16 protein-coding genes are annotated in these 15,271 nt (G+C 72.2%); 9 read left to right on the top strand and 7 right to left on the bottom strand.

From position 1 onward, the window contains the following. Positions 1 to 999: metallophosphoesterase (locus tag VGZ23_01650; protein HEV2356306.1), on the top strand; the 999-nt coding region annotated here is incomplete at its 5' end. Positions 1,000 to 1,010: 11 nt separating this feature from the next. Here the strand turns inward: VGZ23_01650 and VGZ23_01645 are convergent. Genes VGZ23_01645 through VGZ23_01615 form a run of 7 tightly spaced genes read right to left on the bottom strand, consistent with a single transcriptional unit; the run spans position 1,011 to position 7,544 of the window. Then, entirely contained in the window at positions 1,011 to 1,889 is an 879-nt protein-coding gene (locus VGZ23_01645) for a DMT family transporter (GenBank protein HEV2356305.1), read from the bottom strand. Positions 1,890 to 1,894: 5 nt separating this feature from the next. Beyond that, on the bottom strand, positions 1,895 to 3,475 hold the full coding sequence (gene gcvPB / locus VGZ23_01640; protein HEV2356304.1) for an aminomethyl-transferring glycine dehydrogenase subunit GcvPB: 1,581 nt from the start codon (positions 3,473 to 3,475) through the stop codon (positions 1,895 to 1,897). Next, on the bottom strand, positions 3,472 to 4,815 hold the full coding sequence (gene gcvPA, locus VGZ23_01635; protein ID HEV2356303.1) for an aminomethyl-transferring glycine dehydrogenase subunit GcvPA: 1,344 nt from the start codon (positions 4,813 to 4,815) through the stop codon (positions 3,472 to 3,474). The genes gcvPB and gcvPA overlap by 4 nt, the downstream gene beginning before the upstream one ends. Then, on the bottom strand, positions 4,812 to 5,198 hold the full coding sequence (gene gcvH, locus VGZ23_01630) for a glycine cleavage system protein GcvH (protein HEV2356302.1): 387 nt from the start codon (positions 5,196 to 5,198) through the stop codon (positions 4,812 to 4,814). Before gcvH ends, gcvPA begins: the two co-directional genes overlap by 4 nt. A gap of 24 nt (positions 5,199 to 5,222) precedes the next feature. Further along, complete coding sequence (gene gcvT, locus VGZ23_01625; protein HEV2356301.1) at positions 5,223 to 6,338, bottom strand: glycine cleavage system aminomethyltransferase GcvT; 1,116 nt, start codon at positions 6,336 to 6,338, stop codon at positions 5,223 to 5,225. Then, positions 6,338 to 6,988 carry a phosphoribosyltransferase family protein gene (locus VGZ23_01620; protein HEV2356300.1) on the bottom strand — a complete coding sequence of 217 codons (651 nt, stop codon included), beginning with the start codon at positions 6,986 to 6,988 and terminating at the stop codon, positions 6,338 to 6,340. The genes gcvT and VGZ23_01620 overlap by 1 nt, the downstream gene beginning before the upstream one ends. Positions 6,989 to 7,004: 16 nt before the next feature. Further along, positions 7,005 to 7,544 carry a DUF4446 family protein gene (locus VGZ23_01615; protein HEV2356299.1) on the bottom strand — a complete coding sequence of 180 codons (540 nt, stop codon included), beginning with the start codon at positions 7,542 to 7,544 and terminating at the stop codon, positions 7,005 to 7,007. Positions 7,545 to 7,598: 54 nt separating this feature from the next. On the opposite strand from VGZ23_01615, the gene VGZ23_01610 reads away from it, so the two are divergent. The 8 genes from VGZ23_01610 to VGZ23_01575 are packed head-to-tail and all read left to right on the top strand — an operon-like array spanning position 7,599 to position 15,158. Beyond that, entirely contained in the window at positions 7,599 to 9,401 is a 1,803-nt protein-coding gene (locus VGZ23_01610; GenBank protein ID HEV2356298.1) for a pilus assembly protein N-terminal domain-containing protein, read from the top strand. A gap of 14 nt (positions 9,402 to 9,415) precedes the next feature. Continuing rightward, a complete protein-coding gene (locus tag VGZ23_01605; protein ID HEV2356297.1) occupies positions 9,416 to 9,649 on the top strand; it encodes a hypothetical protein in 234 nt (77 codons plus the stop codon). A gap of 7 nt (positions 9,650 to 9,656) precedes the next feature. Continuing rightward, positions 9,657 to 10,322 (top strand): TadE/TadG family type IV pilus assembly protein, encoded by a 666-nt coding sequence (locus VGZ23_01600; protein HEV2356296.1) that lies wholly within the window; start codon positions 9,657 to 9,659, stop codon positions 10,320 to 10,322. A 4-nt stretch (positions 10,323 to 10,326) separates the two neighbouring features. Continuing rightward, complete coding sequence (locus VGZ23_01595) at positions 10,327 to 11,202, top strand: hypothetical protein (GenBank protein HEV2356295.1); 876 nt, start codon at positions 10,327 to 10,329, stop codon at positions 11,200 to 11,202. Further along, positions 11,199 to 11,807 carry a pilus assembly protein TadG-related protein gene (locus VGZ23_01590; GenBank protein HEV2356294.1) on the top strand — a complete coding sequence of 203 codons (609 nt, stop codon included), beginning with the start codon at positions 11,199 to 11,201 and terminating at the stop codon, positions 11,805 to 11,807. The genes VGZ23_01595 and VGZ23_01590 overlap by 4 nt, the downstream gene beginning before the upstream one ends. After that, positions 11,804 to 12,940: a hypothetical protein gene (locus tag VGZ23_01585; GenBank protein ID HEV2356293.1), complete on the top strand. Its 1,137-nt coding sequence runs from the start codon at positions 11,804 to 11,806 to the stop codon at positions 12,938 to 12,940. Before VGZ23_01590 ends, VGZ23_01585 begins: the two co-directional genes overlap by 4 nt. Next, positions 12,937 to 14,226 (top strand): CpaF family protein, encoded by a 1,290-nt coding sequence (locus VGZ23_01580; protein ID HEV2356292.1) that lies wholly within the window; start codon positions 12,937 to 12,939, stop codon positions 14,224 to 14,226. The genes VGZ23_01585 and VGZ23_01580 overlap by 4 nt, the downstream gene beginning before the upstream one ends. A 5-nt stretch (positions 14,227 to 14,231) precedes the next feature. Continuing rightward, positions 14,232 to 15,158: a type II secretion system F family protein gene (locus tag VGZ23_01575; GenBank protein HEV2356291.1), complete on the top strand. Its 927-nt coding sequence runs from the start codon at positions 14,232 to 14,234 to the stop codon at positions 15,156 to 15,158. Positions 15,159 to 15,271: the final 113 nt, after the last annotated feature.

The raw sequence follows: 15,271 nt of genomic DNA, 5'->3' as shown, positions 1-15,271 counted from the left end.
ATGGAGCGGGACTTCGCGACGAGCGGAGATCTGTCGCGCAACCCGTCGTTCTTCTATCATCTCGGCGACGTCGTCTACTACGCGGGCGAGACTCCCAACTACTACTTCGAGTTCTACGAATCATACAATCTGTACCCGGCGCCGATCTTCGCGATACCCGGCAACCACGACGGCGACGTGAACTCCACGGCTCCGGAGCCCTCTTTGGCGGCTTTCATCCGCAACTTTTGCTCACAGACGCCGATCCATACGCCGGAAGCTCAAGACTCGGCGCGACAGACGATGACACAGCCGAACGTGTTCTGGGTGCTCGACGCCGAGCTTGCGACGATCATCGGATTGTACAGCAACTGTCCCGAGGGTGGGCAGGTCGGTGCAGCGCAGGCCGCTTGGTTTCAATCCGAGCTGGCCGCCGCGCCGGCGGACCGCGCGCTCATCGTGACGGTTCACCACCCGATTTACTCCGCCTATGGACCTCACCCGGGGAGCCAGCATCTCAAAGACCTGCTGGACGCCGCCTGCGGCGCGGCCGGACGAATTCCCGACCTCGTGCTGACCGGCCACGTCCACAACTATCAACGGTTCACGGCCCCTCTGGCGGGCCGGGATGTCAGCTTCGTCGTCGCCGGCGCCGGCGGATACAATTCGAAGCTTCACATCCTCGCGCAGGAATTTCACAGCGCGAAGCCGCCGATCCAAATGCCCGGTTCGGAGGGCACCCTGGAGCGCTTCTGCGACTCCAATCACGGATATCTGCGCATCGAGGTGACGTCCGGCGGCATTCACGGCGAGTACTATGCCGTCCCGAACGTGGATCCGAGCGCCGCGCAGCTTCCCGCCCTCAGACCCTTCGACGCCTGGGACATCGCAGTCGGTTCGGCGGCACGATCCGCGGGCGCTGCGGCGCCGGGACAACCCGGGGGCTCGGCACACTCGAGCGGGCGAAGGCCCCCGGCGGCGAGGCGGGCGGGGCGAAGGCGGAGCCGAGGGTCCGGGTAGCCCTTGAACGCTCACCCGGCGATCAGCGGAATCGACGCAAGCGCGGCCACGATCCCGACCGCCTGCGTGCGGGAGACCCGTTCGTTGAGCACCGCGCGCGCCAGCACCACCGTGGAGGCCGGATACAGCGACGCGAGCACCGCGGCCACGTCGAGGCGGCCGGCGTGCTCGGCCAGCAGAAAGAAGGCGTTGCCGCCGGCGTCGAGCGCACCGGCGAGGAGCATCAACAGCACGGTTTGCAACGCCGGCGACAGGGGTGATGCGGCCCCGCCCCGCCGTGCCAGGGCGAGCGCGCCCGCGACGGCGAGGATCGCAACGAGCGTGATCAGCTGCGCCGCGGCGAGGGGCCAGAACACCGAGTCGGTCCGCGCCCTGCTGATGAAGATATAGAAGCCGCCGAAGCCGATTCCGGCGAGGATGGCGAGCCGCAGCCCGCGGGGCTGCCCGCGTTCGCGCGAGAGCGCCGGCCCGGCCGGACGCGAGACGAACCACACCGCGATCATCGCCAGGCCAAACCCGGCGAGCTGCCAGCCCGTCGGCAGTCCCTGCGAGAGGGCGGCAAACGCCACCGGCATCGCCGCGGCCACCAGCGCCGATACCGGCGCCGCGATCCCCATCACCCCGACGGCCAGGGCCTGATACAGCGACACGAGCCCGAGGGCGCCCGCGAGGCCGGCGGCGCCGGCCCAGCCGAGCACCGGGAGAGCGGGAAGCCGTTCCGCGCGCGCCCACGCGAAGACCAGCATCGTTACCAGCGCGGCGAGTTTTGATACGGCGGCTACGGTGAAGACCGGCGCGCGCCGCGTGGCGAGGCCCCCGCTGAAGTCGCCCGCGCCCCAGGACGTCGCGGACGCGAGCCCATAGAGTCCCGTCGCAACCGGTGAGGCCAAGGGGCCTACGTGTCGGACGAGGGGCCGCGCCCGGACTCGTCGGGGGCCGGCCGCCACCTCAGGGTGGGGTGGCGCGCGGCCGTCACCTCATCGAGGCGCGTCACCGGGGTTTCGTGCGGCGCGGTGCGCACGAGGTCCGGATCCGTCTCCGCCTCGCGGGCGATCGCGAGCATCGCGTCCACGAATGAATCCAGCGTCTGCAGGCTCTCCGTCTCCGTGGGCTCGATCATGATCGCTTCCTCGACGATCAGCGGGAAGTAGATCGTCGGCGCGTGGAACCCGTAGTCCAGCAGCCGCTTCGCCATGTCCTTCGTCGTCACATGATACCGGTCGCGCTGGCGGCGTCCGGAGAGCACGAACTCGTGCTTGCACACGCGGTCGTAGGGCAGATCGAAGGCGCCCCGCAGCCGGCTCAAGAGGTAGTTGGCGTTCAGGACCGCCATCTCCGCCGCTTCGCGCAACCCTCCGGCGCCCATCGTCCGCATGTACGCGTACGCGCGCACCAGGTTGCCGAAGTTGCCGTAGAACGCCCGCATCTTGCCGATCGTCTTCGGCAGGTTGTAGTCGAGCAGGAACCGCTGGCCGTCGCGCTCGACGGTCGGCACCGGAAGATAGGGCGCCAGGTGCGCGCGCACGCCGACCGCGCCGGCGCCGGGTCCGCCGCCGCCGTGGGGCGTCGTGAAGGTCTTGTGCAGGTTCAGGTGCATGACGTCGAACCCCTGATCGCCCGGCCGGGTGACGCCGAGAATCGCGTTACAGTTGGCGCCGTCGAGGTACAGTTGCGCGCCGACGCCGTGGACCGCGCGGGCGACGTCCTGAATCTGCTCCTCGAACAGCCCGAGCGTGTTCGGGTTCGTGAGCATGAGCGCCGCGACGTCGGTCGACAACACGCTCTTGAGCGCCTCGAGATCGATGTTCCCGCGCGCGTCGCTTCTGACCTCGACCACCCGGTAGCCCGTGTGCGCCGCGGAGGCCGGGTTGGTTCCGTGGGCGGAATCCGGCACGACGACGGTCGTGCGCCGCTCGCCCTTCTCCTCGAAGTACCGGCTGATCATGAGGAGGCTGGCCATCTCCCCGTGCGCGCCGGCCGCCGGTTGGAACGTGACCCGGTCCATCCCGGTGATCTCGGCCGTCATGTGCTCGAGCTCCCACAGCAGCGCGAGCGCCCCCTGGGCCAGTTCGTCCGGCGCGTAGGGATGCAGGCGCGCAAACCCCGCCTGCCGCGCCACGTCTTCGTTGATCTTGGGGTTGTACTTCATCGTGCACGAGCCGAGCGGATAGAAGCCTTCGTCGATCGAGAAGTTGCGGTGACTGAGCGCCGTGTAGTGGCGCACGACGTCCAGTTCGCTCACCTCCGGCAGGGCGGGCTCGGCCTCGCGGCGCACGGCGGGCGGCACGACCGCGTCCAGCGGGACGTCCGGCACGTCGCTCGCCGGCAGGCTGTACCCGATCCGGCCCGGCGCCCCGCGCTCGAAGATCACCGGGACCGGCCGCCGGCGCAGGTCCGGCCGGGTGGCCGTCGCCGTCGCCGGCCCCTTCGCCGCCGCGCCGCCTGACGCGGACCCCGATTCGCGCGGGGCGCTCATTGCACCGTCTCCAGGTAGCCGACGAGTTGATCGATCTCTTCCCGAGTCCGCCGCTCGGTGACGCAGAGGAGCCAGCAGTCCGCGAGGTCCGGATAGAAGCGTCCGAGCGGGAGCCCGCCGAGGATGCCGTGCTCGAGCAGGCGCTTGTTGATCTCCTCCGGCGGCACGGGGCACCGGACGACGAACTCGTTAAACACCGGCGCCGCAAACGGCAGACCGTACCCCGGTACCCGCGCGATCCGGTCGCGCGCGTAGCGCGCCTTGCGGGCGTTCAACTCGGCGACGTCGCGAACGCCCCGGCGGCCCAATGTCGCCAGGTACACCGCGGCGACCAGCGCGTTCAGCGCCTCGTTCGTGCAGATGTTGCTGGTCGCCTTGGCGCGGCGGATGTGCTGTTCGCGCGTCTGGAGCGTCAGCACGTAGCCCGGCCGGCCGCCGGCGTCGACGGTGCGGCCGACCAGACGGCCGGGCATCCGCCGCACGAACTCCTGCCGCGTCGCCATCACCCCGAGATAGGGGCCGCCGTAGTTGAGCGCGTTGCCGAGCGGCTGGCCTTCGCCGGTCGCGATGTCGGCGCCGTACTCGCCCGGCGGCTTGATGAGGCCGAGGCTCAACGGCTCGGCGATCGCCACCACGAGCAGCGCGCCGCGGTCGTGGGCCGCCTGCGCGAGCGCCGCGCCGTCCTCGACGCACCCGAAGAAGTTCGGCGACTGCACGATCACCGCCGCGGTGTCGTCCGTGACCGCCTCGCGCACCGCGCCCGGCGAGGTCACGCCGTCCTGCGCCGGCAGGTCGTGCACCGTGATCGGCAGGTGGCTCGTGAACGTGCGCAGGACCTGGCGGTACTCCGGGTGCAGGGCGCTCGAGATCAGGACCTCGCTGCGCTTCGTCAGGTCCGCGGCCATGGCCGCGGCCTCGCCGGTCGCGCTCGCGCCGTCGTACATCGAGGCGTTGGCGACGTCCATCGCCAGCAGCTCGCACATCATCGTCTGGTACTCGTAGATCGCCTGGAGCTCGCCCTGCATCAGCTCGGCCTGGTAGGGGGTGTAGGCCGTGAGGAACTCCGGCTTGAGCGCGAGATGCGGGACGGTGCTCGGCACGAAGTGGTCGTAGGCGCCGGCGCCGAGAAAGCATGCCAGCCGGTCGCAGTCGACGTTCTGACCGGCCAGCGTCCGCATGTGGGCCAGCAGATCGGGATCCGGCATCGCCGGCGGCAGATCGAGCGGCCGTGTGAGCCGCACCTCGGCCGGGATGTCGGCGAACAGATCCTCGACGGCCCGCGCGCCGATGCCGCGCAGCATGCGGGCCCGTTCGGCGAGGGTCGCGGGGATGTACTTCACGACGTCGTTTCACCCACCAGCGCGGCGTACGCGTCGGCGTCCAGCAGCTGATCCAGCTCCTTCATGTCCTTCGGCTCGACGACGATCATCCAGGCCTGACCGTACGGGTCGGTGTTGATCACCTCGGGCTTGTCGGCGAGCCCCTGATTGATCTCCACGACGGTGCCGGAGACCGGCGCGTACAGGTCGCTGACGGCCTTGACGGATTCGACGACGCCGAAGGTCTGCATGAACGCGATGATCGCCCCGACCTGCGGGAGCTCTACGTACACGACGTCGGAGAGCCGGTCCGCGGCGAACTTCGTGATGCCGACCCGGACCCGCGCCCCTTCCACCTTGGCCCACTCGTGTTCTTTCGAGTACCGCAACTCCTTCGGGTACACGCGCGTCTCCCCCCAGTTGGTCTGTCAGGCCGCTCCGGTCTTCGGACGGGTGTAGAACGGCAGCTTGGCGACCGCGCCGGGGACGGCGCGCCCCCGGACCTCGACCGCGATCCGGCCGCCGGGCGCCGCCGCGGCCGGCGGGACGAACCCCAGCCCAATACTTTTCTCCACCGTGGGGCCGAAGCTCCCGCTGGTCACCGTCCCCGCGGGCCGGCCCCCGACGAGGACCGGAAACCCGTGCCGCGCGATGGCGCGGTCCTCGAGCACGAACCCGGCGAGGCGGCGCGCCGTCCCTTCGGCCTTCTGCCGCCGCAGCACGCCGGCGCCGATGAACTCACCCTTTTGCAGCTTCACGGTCCAGCCGAGGCCGACCTCGATCGGCGTCGTCGTCCGGTCCATGTCGCTGCCGTGGAGCAGCAGGCCGGCCTCGAGCCGCAGCGTGTCGCGGGCGCCGAGGCCCGCCGGCAGGACGCCGTCCGCCCGGCCCGCCTCCAGCACGGCGTTCCAGAGATGGACCGCGTCTTCGGCGGCGACGTACAGTTCAAAGCCGTCCTCGCCGGTGTAGCCGGTGCGGGAGACGAGCGCCCGCCGGCCCGCGACGTCCACGCCCTCCCGAAACCAGTAGTACGTGATGAGCGCGACCGGCTCGGTGGTCAGCCGTGCCAGGATCGCCGGCGCGCGGGGTCCCTGCAGCGCCAGCAGCGCCGTCTCCGCGGAGCGGTCCGTGAGCGCCGCGTCGGGCCCGAGGTGGGAGCGGATCCAGGCGAGGTCCGCGTCCGTGTTCGCAGCGTTCACCACCAGCATGAACCGTGCATCGCCGAGGCGGTAGACGAGCAGATCGTCGATGATGCCGCCCTCGGGGGTGCACATCGGCGTGTACATCGCCTGGCCGACCGCGACGCGGCCCAGGTCGTTGGTGACCAGCCGCTGGATGAGGGCCGGCGCCCCGGGGCCGGACAGTTCCGCCTCCCCCATGTGCGACACGTCGAACAGTCCGGCGCGGGTGCGGACCGCCCGATGCTCCTCGATGATGCCGGCATACTGCACCGGCATGTCCCAGCCACCGAACGGCACCATGCGGGCGCCGAGGGCGAGGTGCGCCGCGTGCAGCGGCGTGCGTTTGAGCGGTTCGTCCGTCATTAGACCACCTGGGTCCGGGCCCACGCCTCCCGGAGGGTCTCGACCACTTCCTCGTCCGTCGTCTGCCGAAAGTCCTCGTAGAACTCGCCGACCGCCGCGAACGTCGGCGGCCGCAGCGTGCACACCACCCGGTCGGCTTCCCGCTCGAGCCGCCGGACCGCATCGGGCGCCCCGACGGGGATGGCGACCACGACCTCCCGCGCGAGCGCGTGCCGCAGCATCCGCACCGTGACGATCATGGTGGCCCCCGTCGCCACTCCGTCGTCGACGACGACGGCCGTCCGGCCCCGCACGTCGGGACTCGGCCGCGTCCCGCGGTAGGCGGTGCGGCGCCGTTCGATCTCCTCGATCTGGGCGCCGATCTCGTCGCGCAGGTACGCGTCGCGGACCCGCAGCGCCTTCGCCAGCCCCGCGTCCACGTACACCGTTCCGTCGCCGGTCACCGCGCCGAACGCGAGCTCCGGGTTCTGCGGGGCGCGCAGTTTGCGGGGGATGGCGAGATCGAGCGGCCAGTTGCGTGCGCGGACGATCGCGCCGGCGACGAGCACGCCGCCCCGCGGGATCGCGAGCACGGTCGCCGGGCCGGGGACGAGCGCATCCAGCGCCCGGGCCAACTGCTCGCCGGCGTCCCGCCGGTCGCGGAACCGCATCGCCGTCCCGGGCCGCTCACGCGCGGCGCCCGCGCGCCAGGCCGAGCGCCTGCTGCTCCTCGTCCGACAGTTTCAGCGCCGACGCGCCAGCCTCCACGGGCTTGCCGTAGACGCGCGATCCCTGGCGGTCGTTGAGGACGCTGATCACCACCCCGTTCGCGCGGCCGTCGAGCAGCGCGAGGCTGAAGCTCATGACGCCCGTCATTTCTGGAAATGGGTTGAACCGTACGACGCCGACGCCCTGGACGGTCGCCGGCAGCGCCGCCGCGACCTGGGCGACGCCCTGCTCGAGGGCCTCCAGCCGCCGGACGATGCCCGCGAGGTCCACTCGCGCGACCTCGCCGGGGTCGATGGGCGCCGCCGGTTGCGGGCCGCCGCCACGTCCTCGGACCAGCAGCACGATGAGGAGGATCGCCGCGGCGCATGCGGCGGCGACGAGTCCAAGCGTGAGCGCATCCGGCGCGGCATCCCGGAGGATGTTCAGTCCGTCATCCTCCCCTTCGGTCGAGTCCGGGCATTGTCGTTCGATCCCGCGCGGGACCTTCCCTTGGTGCACGCACGTTCGCCCTTGACACGGGAGGCGGCGGCGGATATTTGTATTGATGTACATATGCGTAGACGTATACCCACTCATCCCCAACCGGTGCGGCGCGCCCTTCGCCGCCGAGCCCTGGCCGCCGTCGCGGGATTCGTCGCCGCGGCCGCCGTGCTCTCACAGGCCGGCGATTCGAGCGCGGCCGGGGGCGCGGCCGCGCTCACCGGGGTCACGGTGGAGCCGGACGGCGCGGGTGTGCGCGTGGCCGTGGCCTCGAGCGGTCCGTTCCACTATTTCGTGGAGGGCCGGACCGATCGCGTCGTGATCGTCCTGGATCCCGTCACCGCGATCGCGGCGGTCCATACGCTGGCGATGGGTCCCGTCCAGAGCATCCGTGTTCGCCCGCTCACCGGCCCGCCGCCGAGGACGGAGATTGCCGTCATGACTTCCGTGCCGGTGGAGGCGACCGAGTCGTTTCTCGAGGGCCGCGTGCTGTCGGTGCGTCTTGCGCCCGCGGACCGGCGCCGCGCGCTCTTCCCGCCCGCCCGCGTCGGGCCGCCGGGTACCGCCGTGGCGGCGGCGCCTCTCCGCGGGCCGGTGCCACCCGAGCGGACCGGTGGGCGGGCCGTCGTCGCGCGCAGCGTGGTCCTGGAGGAGGGAACGGGCCGGATCCTCGCGGTGGAGGATCTCGGCCGCGTCGCCGTCAGCGATCCGCGCGTGATCGGCGCCGTACCGGTGAGCACGGGGGAACTGCTGCTCACCGCGCGCGCCCCCGGGAGAGCCACCGTGTATGTGTGGGAAGGCCGCAGCCGGCTCGTCGCCTACGCCGTCGAGGTGTTGCCCGGTCGGGATCCATTTCGCGACGTGCGGCGCGCGCTGGCGACCCTGTTCCCCGAGGCGGCGATCACCGTCACGGAGGTGCGAGGGGCGCAAACGGCGCTGCCCGCGCCGCCTCCCGGCGTCTCGACACCGCCTGCCGGTGCCCCCGCGCCCGGTGTGCCCGCATACCCGACGCCGTCGCGGACCGACACCACGCCGCCGGCGCCTCAGGCCGCCGGTGAGACGAGGGGTGTCGTGCTCAGTGGAGCGGTGGAGACCCAGATGGACCGGGCCAAGGCCGAGGCCGTCGCGCGCGCGTTCGTACCGGTCGTCGTCAACCTCCTGACGGTCCTGCGCCCCGTGCAGCTCGCGCTGCACGTCGAGGTCGTGGAATTGAGCCGGAACGCACAGGACGCCCTCGGCATTTCATGGGGCGGCGGCCAGCAGGCGTCCGGCGCGGCCCCCTCCCTCAACGGCGGCGTCTACAACCTGCAGATTCTCGGAGCACCCGGGGGGACGACCACCGGTCTCGATCTGCTGATGGCGCAACTCACTGCGCTTTCTCAGCAGGGACGGGCGAAACTGCTCGCGCGTCCCGACCTGGTCGTGCTGGCGGGGCGAAGCGCCTCGCTCTTGCTGGGCGGACAAGTACCGGTGCCGGTCGCCGGAGTCAACGGCGCCGTGACGGTCGAGTACAAGGACTTCGGCGTGATCCTGACGGCCCGGCCGGAGTACCAGGACGACGGCCGCGTGTTTCTCGAGATTACGCCGGAGGTGAGCACGCTCGATTTCACCGATGCGGTGAAGGTGAGCGGCTTTACAATCCCGGCGCTCCGGGTCCGGCGCGCCCAAACAATGGTGGCGATGCGGTCCGGCGAGACCCTGGTCGTCGGCGGCCTCCTGCAGCGTGACGATGCCGAGCTCGTCCAGAAGGTCCCGCTGCTCGCCGACCTTCCCGTGATCGGCGCCCTATTCCGGTCCCGGTCGTTTCAACGCCGGGAGAGCGATCTGGTGATCCTCGTGACCCCGCAGCTCGTCGACGCACCACACACGCCATGATGGGAGGGCACACCGTGCGAACCGCCGGCCGCCTGTGCACCGCGATGCTGTCGTCGTCTCATTTCCTTCGTGGCCGCGCCTGGGGGGCGCGTGCCGTGCGCCACGCCGATGAACGCGGCCAGGCGATGCTGGAGTACGCTATCATCGGCGGCATCGTGATCATCGGCGCCCTGGCCGTGCTGGTCACGTTGTCCGGCGCGCTCAACCGCATGTTTGCGCAAATCGCCAACACGCTCTCGCAGTACTGAGGCCCCGATGCGCCGCCGAGCCCGGGCATCGGGGCACGTCTACCGGACCGCCGAGCGCGGCTCCGCGCTGCTGGAGATGGCGGTCGCCATGCCGATCCTGCTGGCCCTGGTCGGGGCGATCCTCGACGGGGGGTGGGCGCTGCACCAGGCGGCCCTCGTCACCGTCGCGGCGGAGGCCGCCCAGCGGGCGGCGGCGGTGGAGGACACCGGTACCGGGCACTGCGCAGGCGATCCGCCGGCCGCGTACGGCGACCTGTCCCGCGCCGCGGCTGCGGCGGCGGCGCCGACCCTCGACGCCTCCAGGCTGTCGGTGACCCTCCGCTATCTGGAACCGGCGTGCACCGGGCGCATGCGGACGCTCGCCGTCGACCTGACGTACCCGCTGCGCTCGCTCACCCCGTGGTTCGCGGCGTTGCTGAACGGACGCCGGCTGACCGCCGAGGCGGGGAGCGCCGTCGAGGAAGTGCCGCCGCCGTGGTGGGGATCGGCGGCGCAGGTGCTGTCGGACCAGGCGGAGATTCAGGCGCTGCAGGCGCAGATCGCGTCGCTCTCGTCCGAATATCAGGCCGAGGTCTCGCTGGCCTCGGCGTACTCGCAGTCGGCCGGCTACTACTACGCTCTCTGGCAGCAGCAGCTCGCGGCGGGGACCTTTGATGGTTCCGCGGGGCGGTAGCGCCGTGGTCCCGTTGGGACCGCTCGCCCGCCGGCTGCTGGCGCGCCGCCGGCACTGGTTGAGATGGGTCGCGATCGCGCTGGCGGCGCTTACGATCTTATCCGCCGCGGCGCAGCTTCGCCACCGGCCGGTGGTTCGGCGGCCCCGCGCGCCGCTCGGCGGCGTTCGCCCGCCGGCCCCGGCACCGCAGGCCGGCGGCGGGGCTCCGCAGCTGCCGGCCGGCATGAGGATCATGAACCTCGTCGTGCCGGCCGCCGCGGTGTTCGGCGGCCGGCTCCCGCCGTTCGCACGAGTGGATCTTCTCGCTGCGTTTGACGCGGGTCCGGACCGGTTTGTCCGGCGGGTCGTGGCATCCGGGCTCGTCTTGTATGTCTCTTCGCAATCGGGGACTGCCGGGTCCGGGGCGCCGGCGCCGTTTTCCGGGCCGGACGGCCGCTTCGCGGCCGCGCCGGTCGCCGGGCTATCGATCGCCGTCCCCGCGGCGGCCGAGCGTGAGATCGTCATGGCGCAGGCCTTCGGCCGTCTGTTTGTCGCCCTGCGGCCGGGATCGGATGAGACCGCGGCCCACGGCGCCTGCGGCGGCTGCGACCGCCGAGTGCCGGGGCCGCCGGAGTCCGGGGCCTCGTTGTCGATGCGGCGCTATCTCGGGCTGCCGGCGTCCACACCGGCGCCGTCTCCCGCCCCGATGCCATCCGGGTGGCTTCCCGCGCCACCGCTCCCGTGGGCCGGCCTGGTACCGGGCCCCTCACGTTCGTGGGGCGCGACGCGAGGGCCGGTTCGGCCTCCGGATATCCGCCGTGCCGGCCGGAACGTCGAGGTCATCGAAGATACGACACGGCGCGTCACGCGGGTACCGGTGGACGCGGGGGAGGCGCCATGATCGTCGCGTTCCTTGCCGCGTCGCTGATCGTCTTGCTTGGGTGCGCGGGGCTCGCGGTCGACGTCGCGAACGGCTACGTTGTTCGCGCGATCCTTCAAAACGCGGCGGACGACGGTGCGCGCACGGCCCTACGATGGAGTACTCAGGTCGACGATCCGGGCGCCAACCCCGAAACTGTGCAGGCGCAGGCCGTCGCCGCGGCGCTCGCGACGGCGCGTCGGGACGTGCGAGCGCACGGACTAGCGGATGCGACGGCGGTCGACGCCGTGGTGGCGGGGTCGCGCCTCCGGATCACCGCCCGGGCGTCCGTCAACACGTGGTTCCTTCGCGCGCTGGGCGTGACGACGTGGACCCCCGCGGCCGCGTCCGAGGCCCTGCTTTGGACGGCGGCCCGACAGACCGCCCTCCCTGCCGGCGCACCGCCCCTTGCCCCGCCCGTGCCGCCGGTGTTCCCCGCGCCCTCCACCTTTCTGCCCGGCGCCGTCCCGCACGAGGCGGGATCCGGCGGCGCCGACCGCGGGCCCGCGCCCGGCAACGACGCGGCGGGGGCGTCCGGCGATTCGCCCGGTCCCGCGGGAGGCGGGGACGCCGCCGAAGGCCTATGACGGACCGGCCCTATGTGATCGTGTGCCACGCGGCGGCCGACGCCTGCGCGCGCATTGCCGCGGCTCTTCGCGACCTCGGCGGTGTCGACTGCGTCGCGCGGTTGGACGGCGTGGCCGACCTCCTGGCCCTTGCGGCGGCCGACTGTCTCGTCGTCGATCTTCCCGAGACCGCCCCCGGGCGGGCGGCCCTCGGCCGGATCGTCGCCGCGTACCCCGAGACGCACGTTGTCGTGATCGCGGCCTCGCTGGCCTTCGACGACGTGCGGGACGTCTTGCGGCTCGGGATTCGCGACATCGTGCCGGTCCCGGTTGATCCTGCCGCGATTGCCTCGGCCGTCCGTGAGGGGTTGGCGGCGCGGGCCGTCGACGCGCCGGGCCTCCGCGGAACGGCGATTCTGGTGGCGTCGGGGAAAGGCGGTGCGGGCTGTACCGCCCTGGCACTCCACCTGGCCGCGGCCCTGGCCCGCCACGGCACCGCGGCGTTGGTCGACGCCGATGCGCCGCCGTTCGGGGCGACGGCCGCGGCCGCCGACCTGGACTCCAGTTCCAGCATCGCCGGGCTCGTCCGCCAGCATCTCCCGATCGAACCGAGACTCTTGCGCCGTGTCGGCCTGACGCACGCCGCCGGCTTCACGGTCTTCTCGCTCTGGGGCGCCGCGGGAGAGGCCGACGATGCGGCCGACGTCATGCCGGTCGCGATGGATGCGTTGACGGCGGGGGTCCCGTTTGTCGTGGTGGACCTCGGGCGCCCCGTGCTGCCGGCGCAGCGGATGCTGTCGCGCCGCGCCGGCGTCGCGGTGGCGGTCGCCACGCTGGATCTGCTGGCCCTGCGGAGCCTGCGCTATCTGATCGACCTGCTCGTCGCCGACGGGGTGACACAAATCTTGCCGGTCCTGAACCGCAGCGGCGGAACCGCGTCGTACACGATCGAACAGGCCGAGGCGGCCCTCGGCACCGCCTTTGCCGCGGTGCTGCCGGAGACGCCCAGGTTGAGCCGCTGTCTCGACGACGGGGCCTTGATCGGCCCCTCGGCACCCGACGACCCGTGGTGGCGCGGCATCGAAGCGCTCGCTGAGCAGATCGTCCTGCGCCGGCGGGAAGAGTTCCGCAACGCGCTCCGGGCGGCGCCGTGAGCCAGGGACGGAGTGCCGCGGTCCCGCCCACGGCGCCGGTCGAACGCGCGGCCGCGGCGTCCGACATCCGCGCCGCCCTCCATGCGCGGCTGCTGGAGGACGTCGAGCGGCACGCGCTCGCGGGGCAAGACCGCGCCGTGGTCCGGTCGTACCTCGAAGAGACGCTCGCGCGATACCTCCGCGAATACCCGCACCTGTCCCAGGCCGAAACGGAGCGCATCATCCGCGATCTCTGCGACGACATCGTCGGATTCGGTCCCCTCGAGCCGCTGCTCCGCGATCCGCACATCACCGACATCATGGTGAACCGGTACGACCGGGTCTACGTGCAGCGCCACGGCGTCAAAGTGCAGACGGGGGTGCGGTTTCGCGACGAGGATCATCTGCGCTTCATCATCGGCCGTGTGGCCGAGCTCGGCGGGCGCCGCATCGACTCGGCCACGCCGATGGCAGACGTCCGGATGCCTCAGGGCTTTCGTGCCCACGCCGCGATCCCGCCCGTGGCGGTCGACGGACCGTGCCTCGCCATCCGTCTCTTTCCCGGTCAGCCGCTCACGCTGGACGCGCTGGTGGAGCGGGGCGCCTTCGGCCCCGAGGTGGCCGAGTACCTGACGAGTGCGGTCCGGCAGAAGGCCACCCTGTTGTTCACCGGCGGCACCGGGGCCGGCAAGACGAGCCTCCTCAACGCCTGCGCGGCGGCGATGCCGGCCGAGGAGCGGGTGGTGTCGATCGAAGAAGCCGCCGAACTGCGCCTGCCGATCCGGAACTGGATTCGCTGGGAAACGCGGGCCCCCAATATCGAAGGCCGCGGCGAGATCACGCCGGCCCATCTCGTCCGGCACGCGCTCCGCCAGAATCCCGATCGCATCATCGTCGGCGAGGTGCGGGGCGGCGAGGCGCTCGACATGCTGCAGGCCATGAACACCGGCCACCGCGGCAGCATGAGCACCCTGCACGCCAACAGTCCTGCGCACGCGCTGGATCGTCTCGAAGTGCTCGCGCGGTGGGATTCGGGCCTGCCCGGCGATCTGGTGCGGCGGTTGATTGCCGGGGCGATCGACGTGCTCGTGCACCTGGAACGCCGTCCCGACGGCCGCCGTGCCGTCGTCGAAGTCAGCGAGGTGACCGGGGCGGATCGCGACGCCGTCCAGCTGCAGAGCGTGTTTCGCGGGGAGCGTGGCGCCGGCGTCCTCGCGCGAACGAGTGTGCCGTCGCGTCTGGCGCGGCCGGCGCCATACCCCGGCGCGCCGTACCCGGCCCTCGACGGCCGCGCCGCGCTCGGGTAGGCGGCATGCTGCTGACGGCGGCCCTGGCACTCGTGTCCGCCGCCATGCTCGCGGGCACCCGACGTCGAGGCGACGGCAACGGCGCGGCGGTCCACCGGTTGGTCCGCTATCTTGCGCCGAGCGGGCCGCCGCCTGAGACGCGGCCGCCCGCCTGGGCCCGTCTGGATCGTGTCGTGCTGCGATGGCCCGCGGTCGCGCTGCTGGAGCGGCGTGCGGGTCAGGCCGGTGTGAAGGCGCCGGTCTCCGCCCTGCTGCTGGCCACCGTGGCCGCCGCCGCCGCGGTCGGGGCGACGGCCGGCCTCCTCCGCGGACCCGCCGCCGGCCTGCCCGCCGCCGCGGCGATCGTGCTGGTCGCCGGTGTGGCCCTCGATGCGGCGCGCGGCCGGCGGATCCGGACCGTCGAAGCGCAGCTTCCCGCGGCGATCGACCTCCTGGTCGGACAGTTGCGATCGCACCGTTCGATCGGCGAAGCGTTCGGCGACGTCGCGCAGTGGATCGCCGAGCCGCTGCGAACCGAGTGCGGGCGCGTCGCCGAGGAGCTCCGCATCGGCGTCCCCTTGGCGCGCGCGCTCGATCGATTGCGGGACCGGGTGCCGGCGCCCGCGGTGCCGGGGATCGCGACGGCGATCGCCGTGGCGGATCGGACCGGCGGCAACCTCGTGGAATGCCTGGTGAGGCAGGCGGAGTCGGCCCGCGCCCAGATCGCGTTTCGGCATGAGGTGCGCGCATTGACGGCCCATGCGCGCACGACGGGCACGGCGCTTGCGCTCCTGCCGGCCGGCGTCGCCGCCGCGGTGCTGCTCTTCGACCCCAACGTCTTCGCGCCGATGCTCGGAACGCCGGCCGGACACGTGCTGCTGGGCCTCGCGGCCGCCATGGAAGTGTGCGGCTGGCAGGCCGTGCGCGCGATGATCCGCCGGGTCGAGGGCTGAGCGCGGCATGGCCGGGTGGCCGGTCGTGGCGGCGTTAGGCTTGCTCGACGCCGCGCTGTGGTTGGCGTCGGCGCCGCCACGCGCGGAGGGGCGCGCGGCGCGGCGCCTGCGCG

The sequence above is a fragment of the bacterium genome, assembly GCA_035945995.1.
Taxonomy (GTDB): Bacteria; Sysuimicrobiota; Sysuimicrobiia; order Sysuimicrobiales; family Segetimicrobiaceae; genus DASSJF01.
Note: the sequence above shows the minus strand (reverse complement) of the source record. Positions and strands in the feature narration are given on the sequence as shown.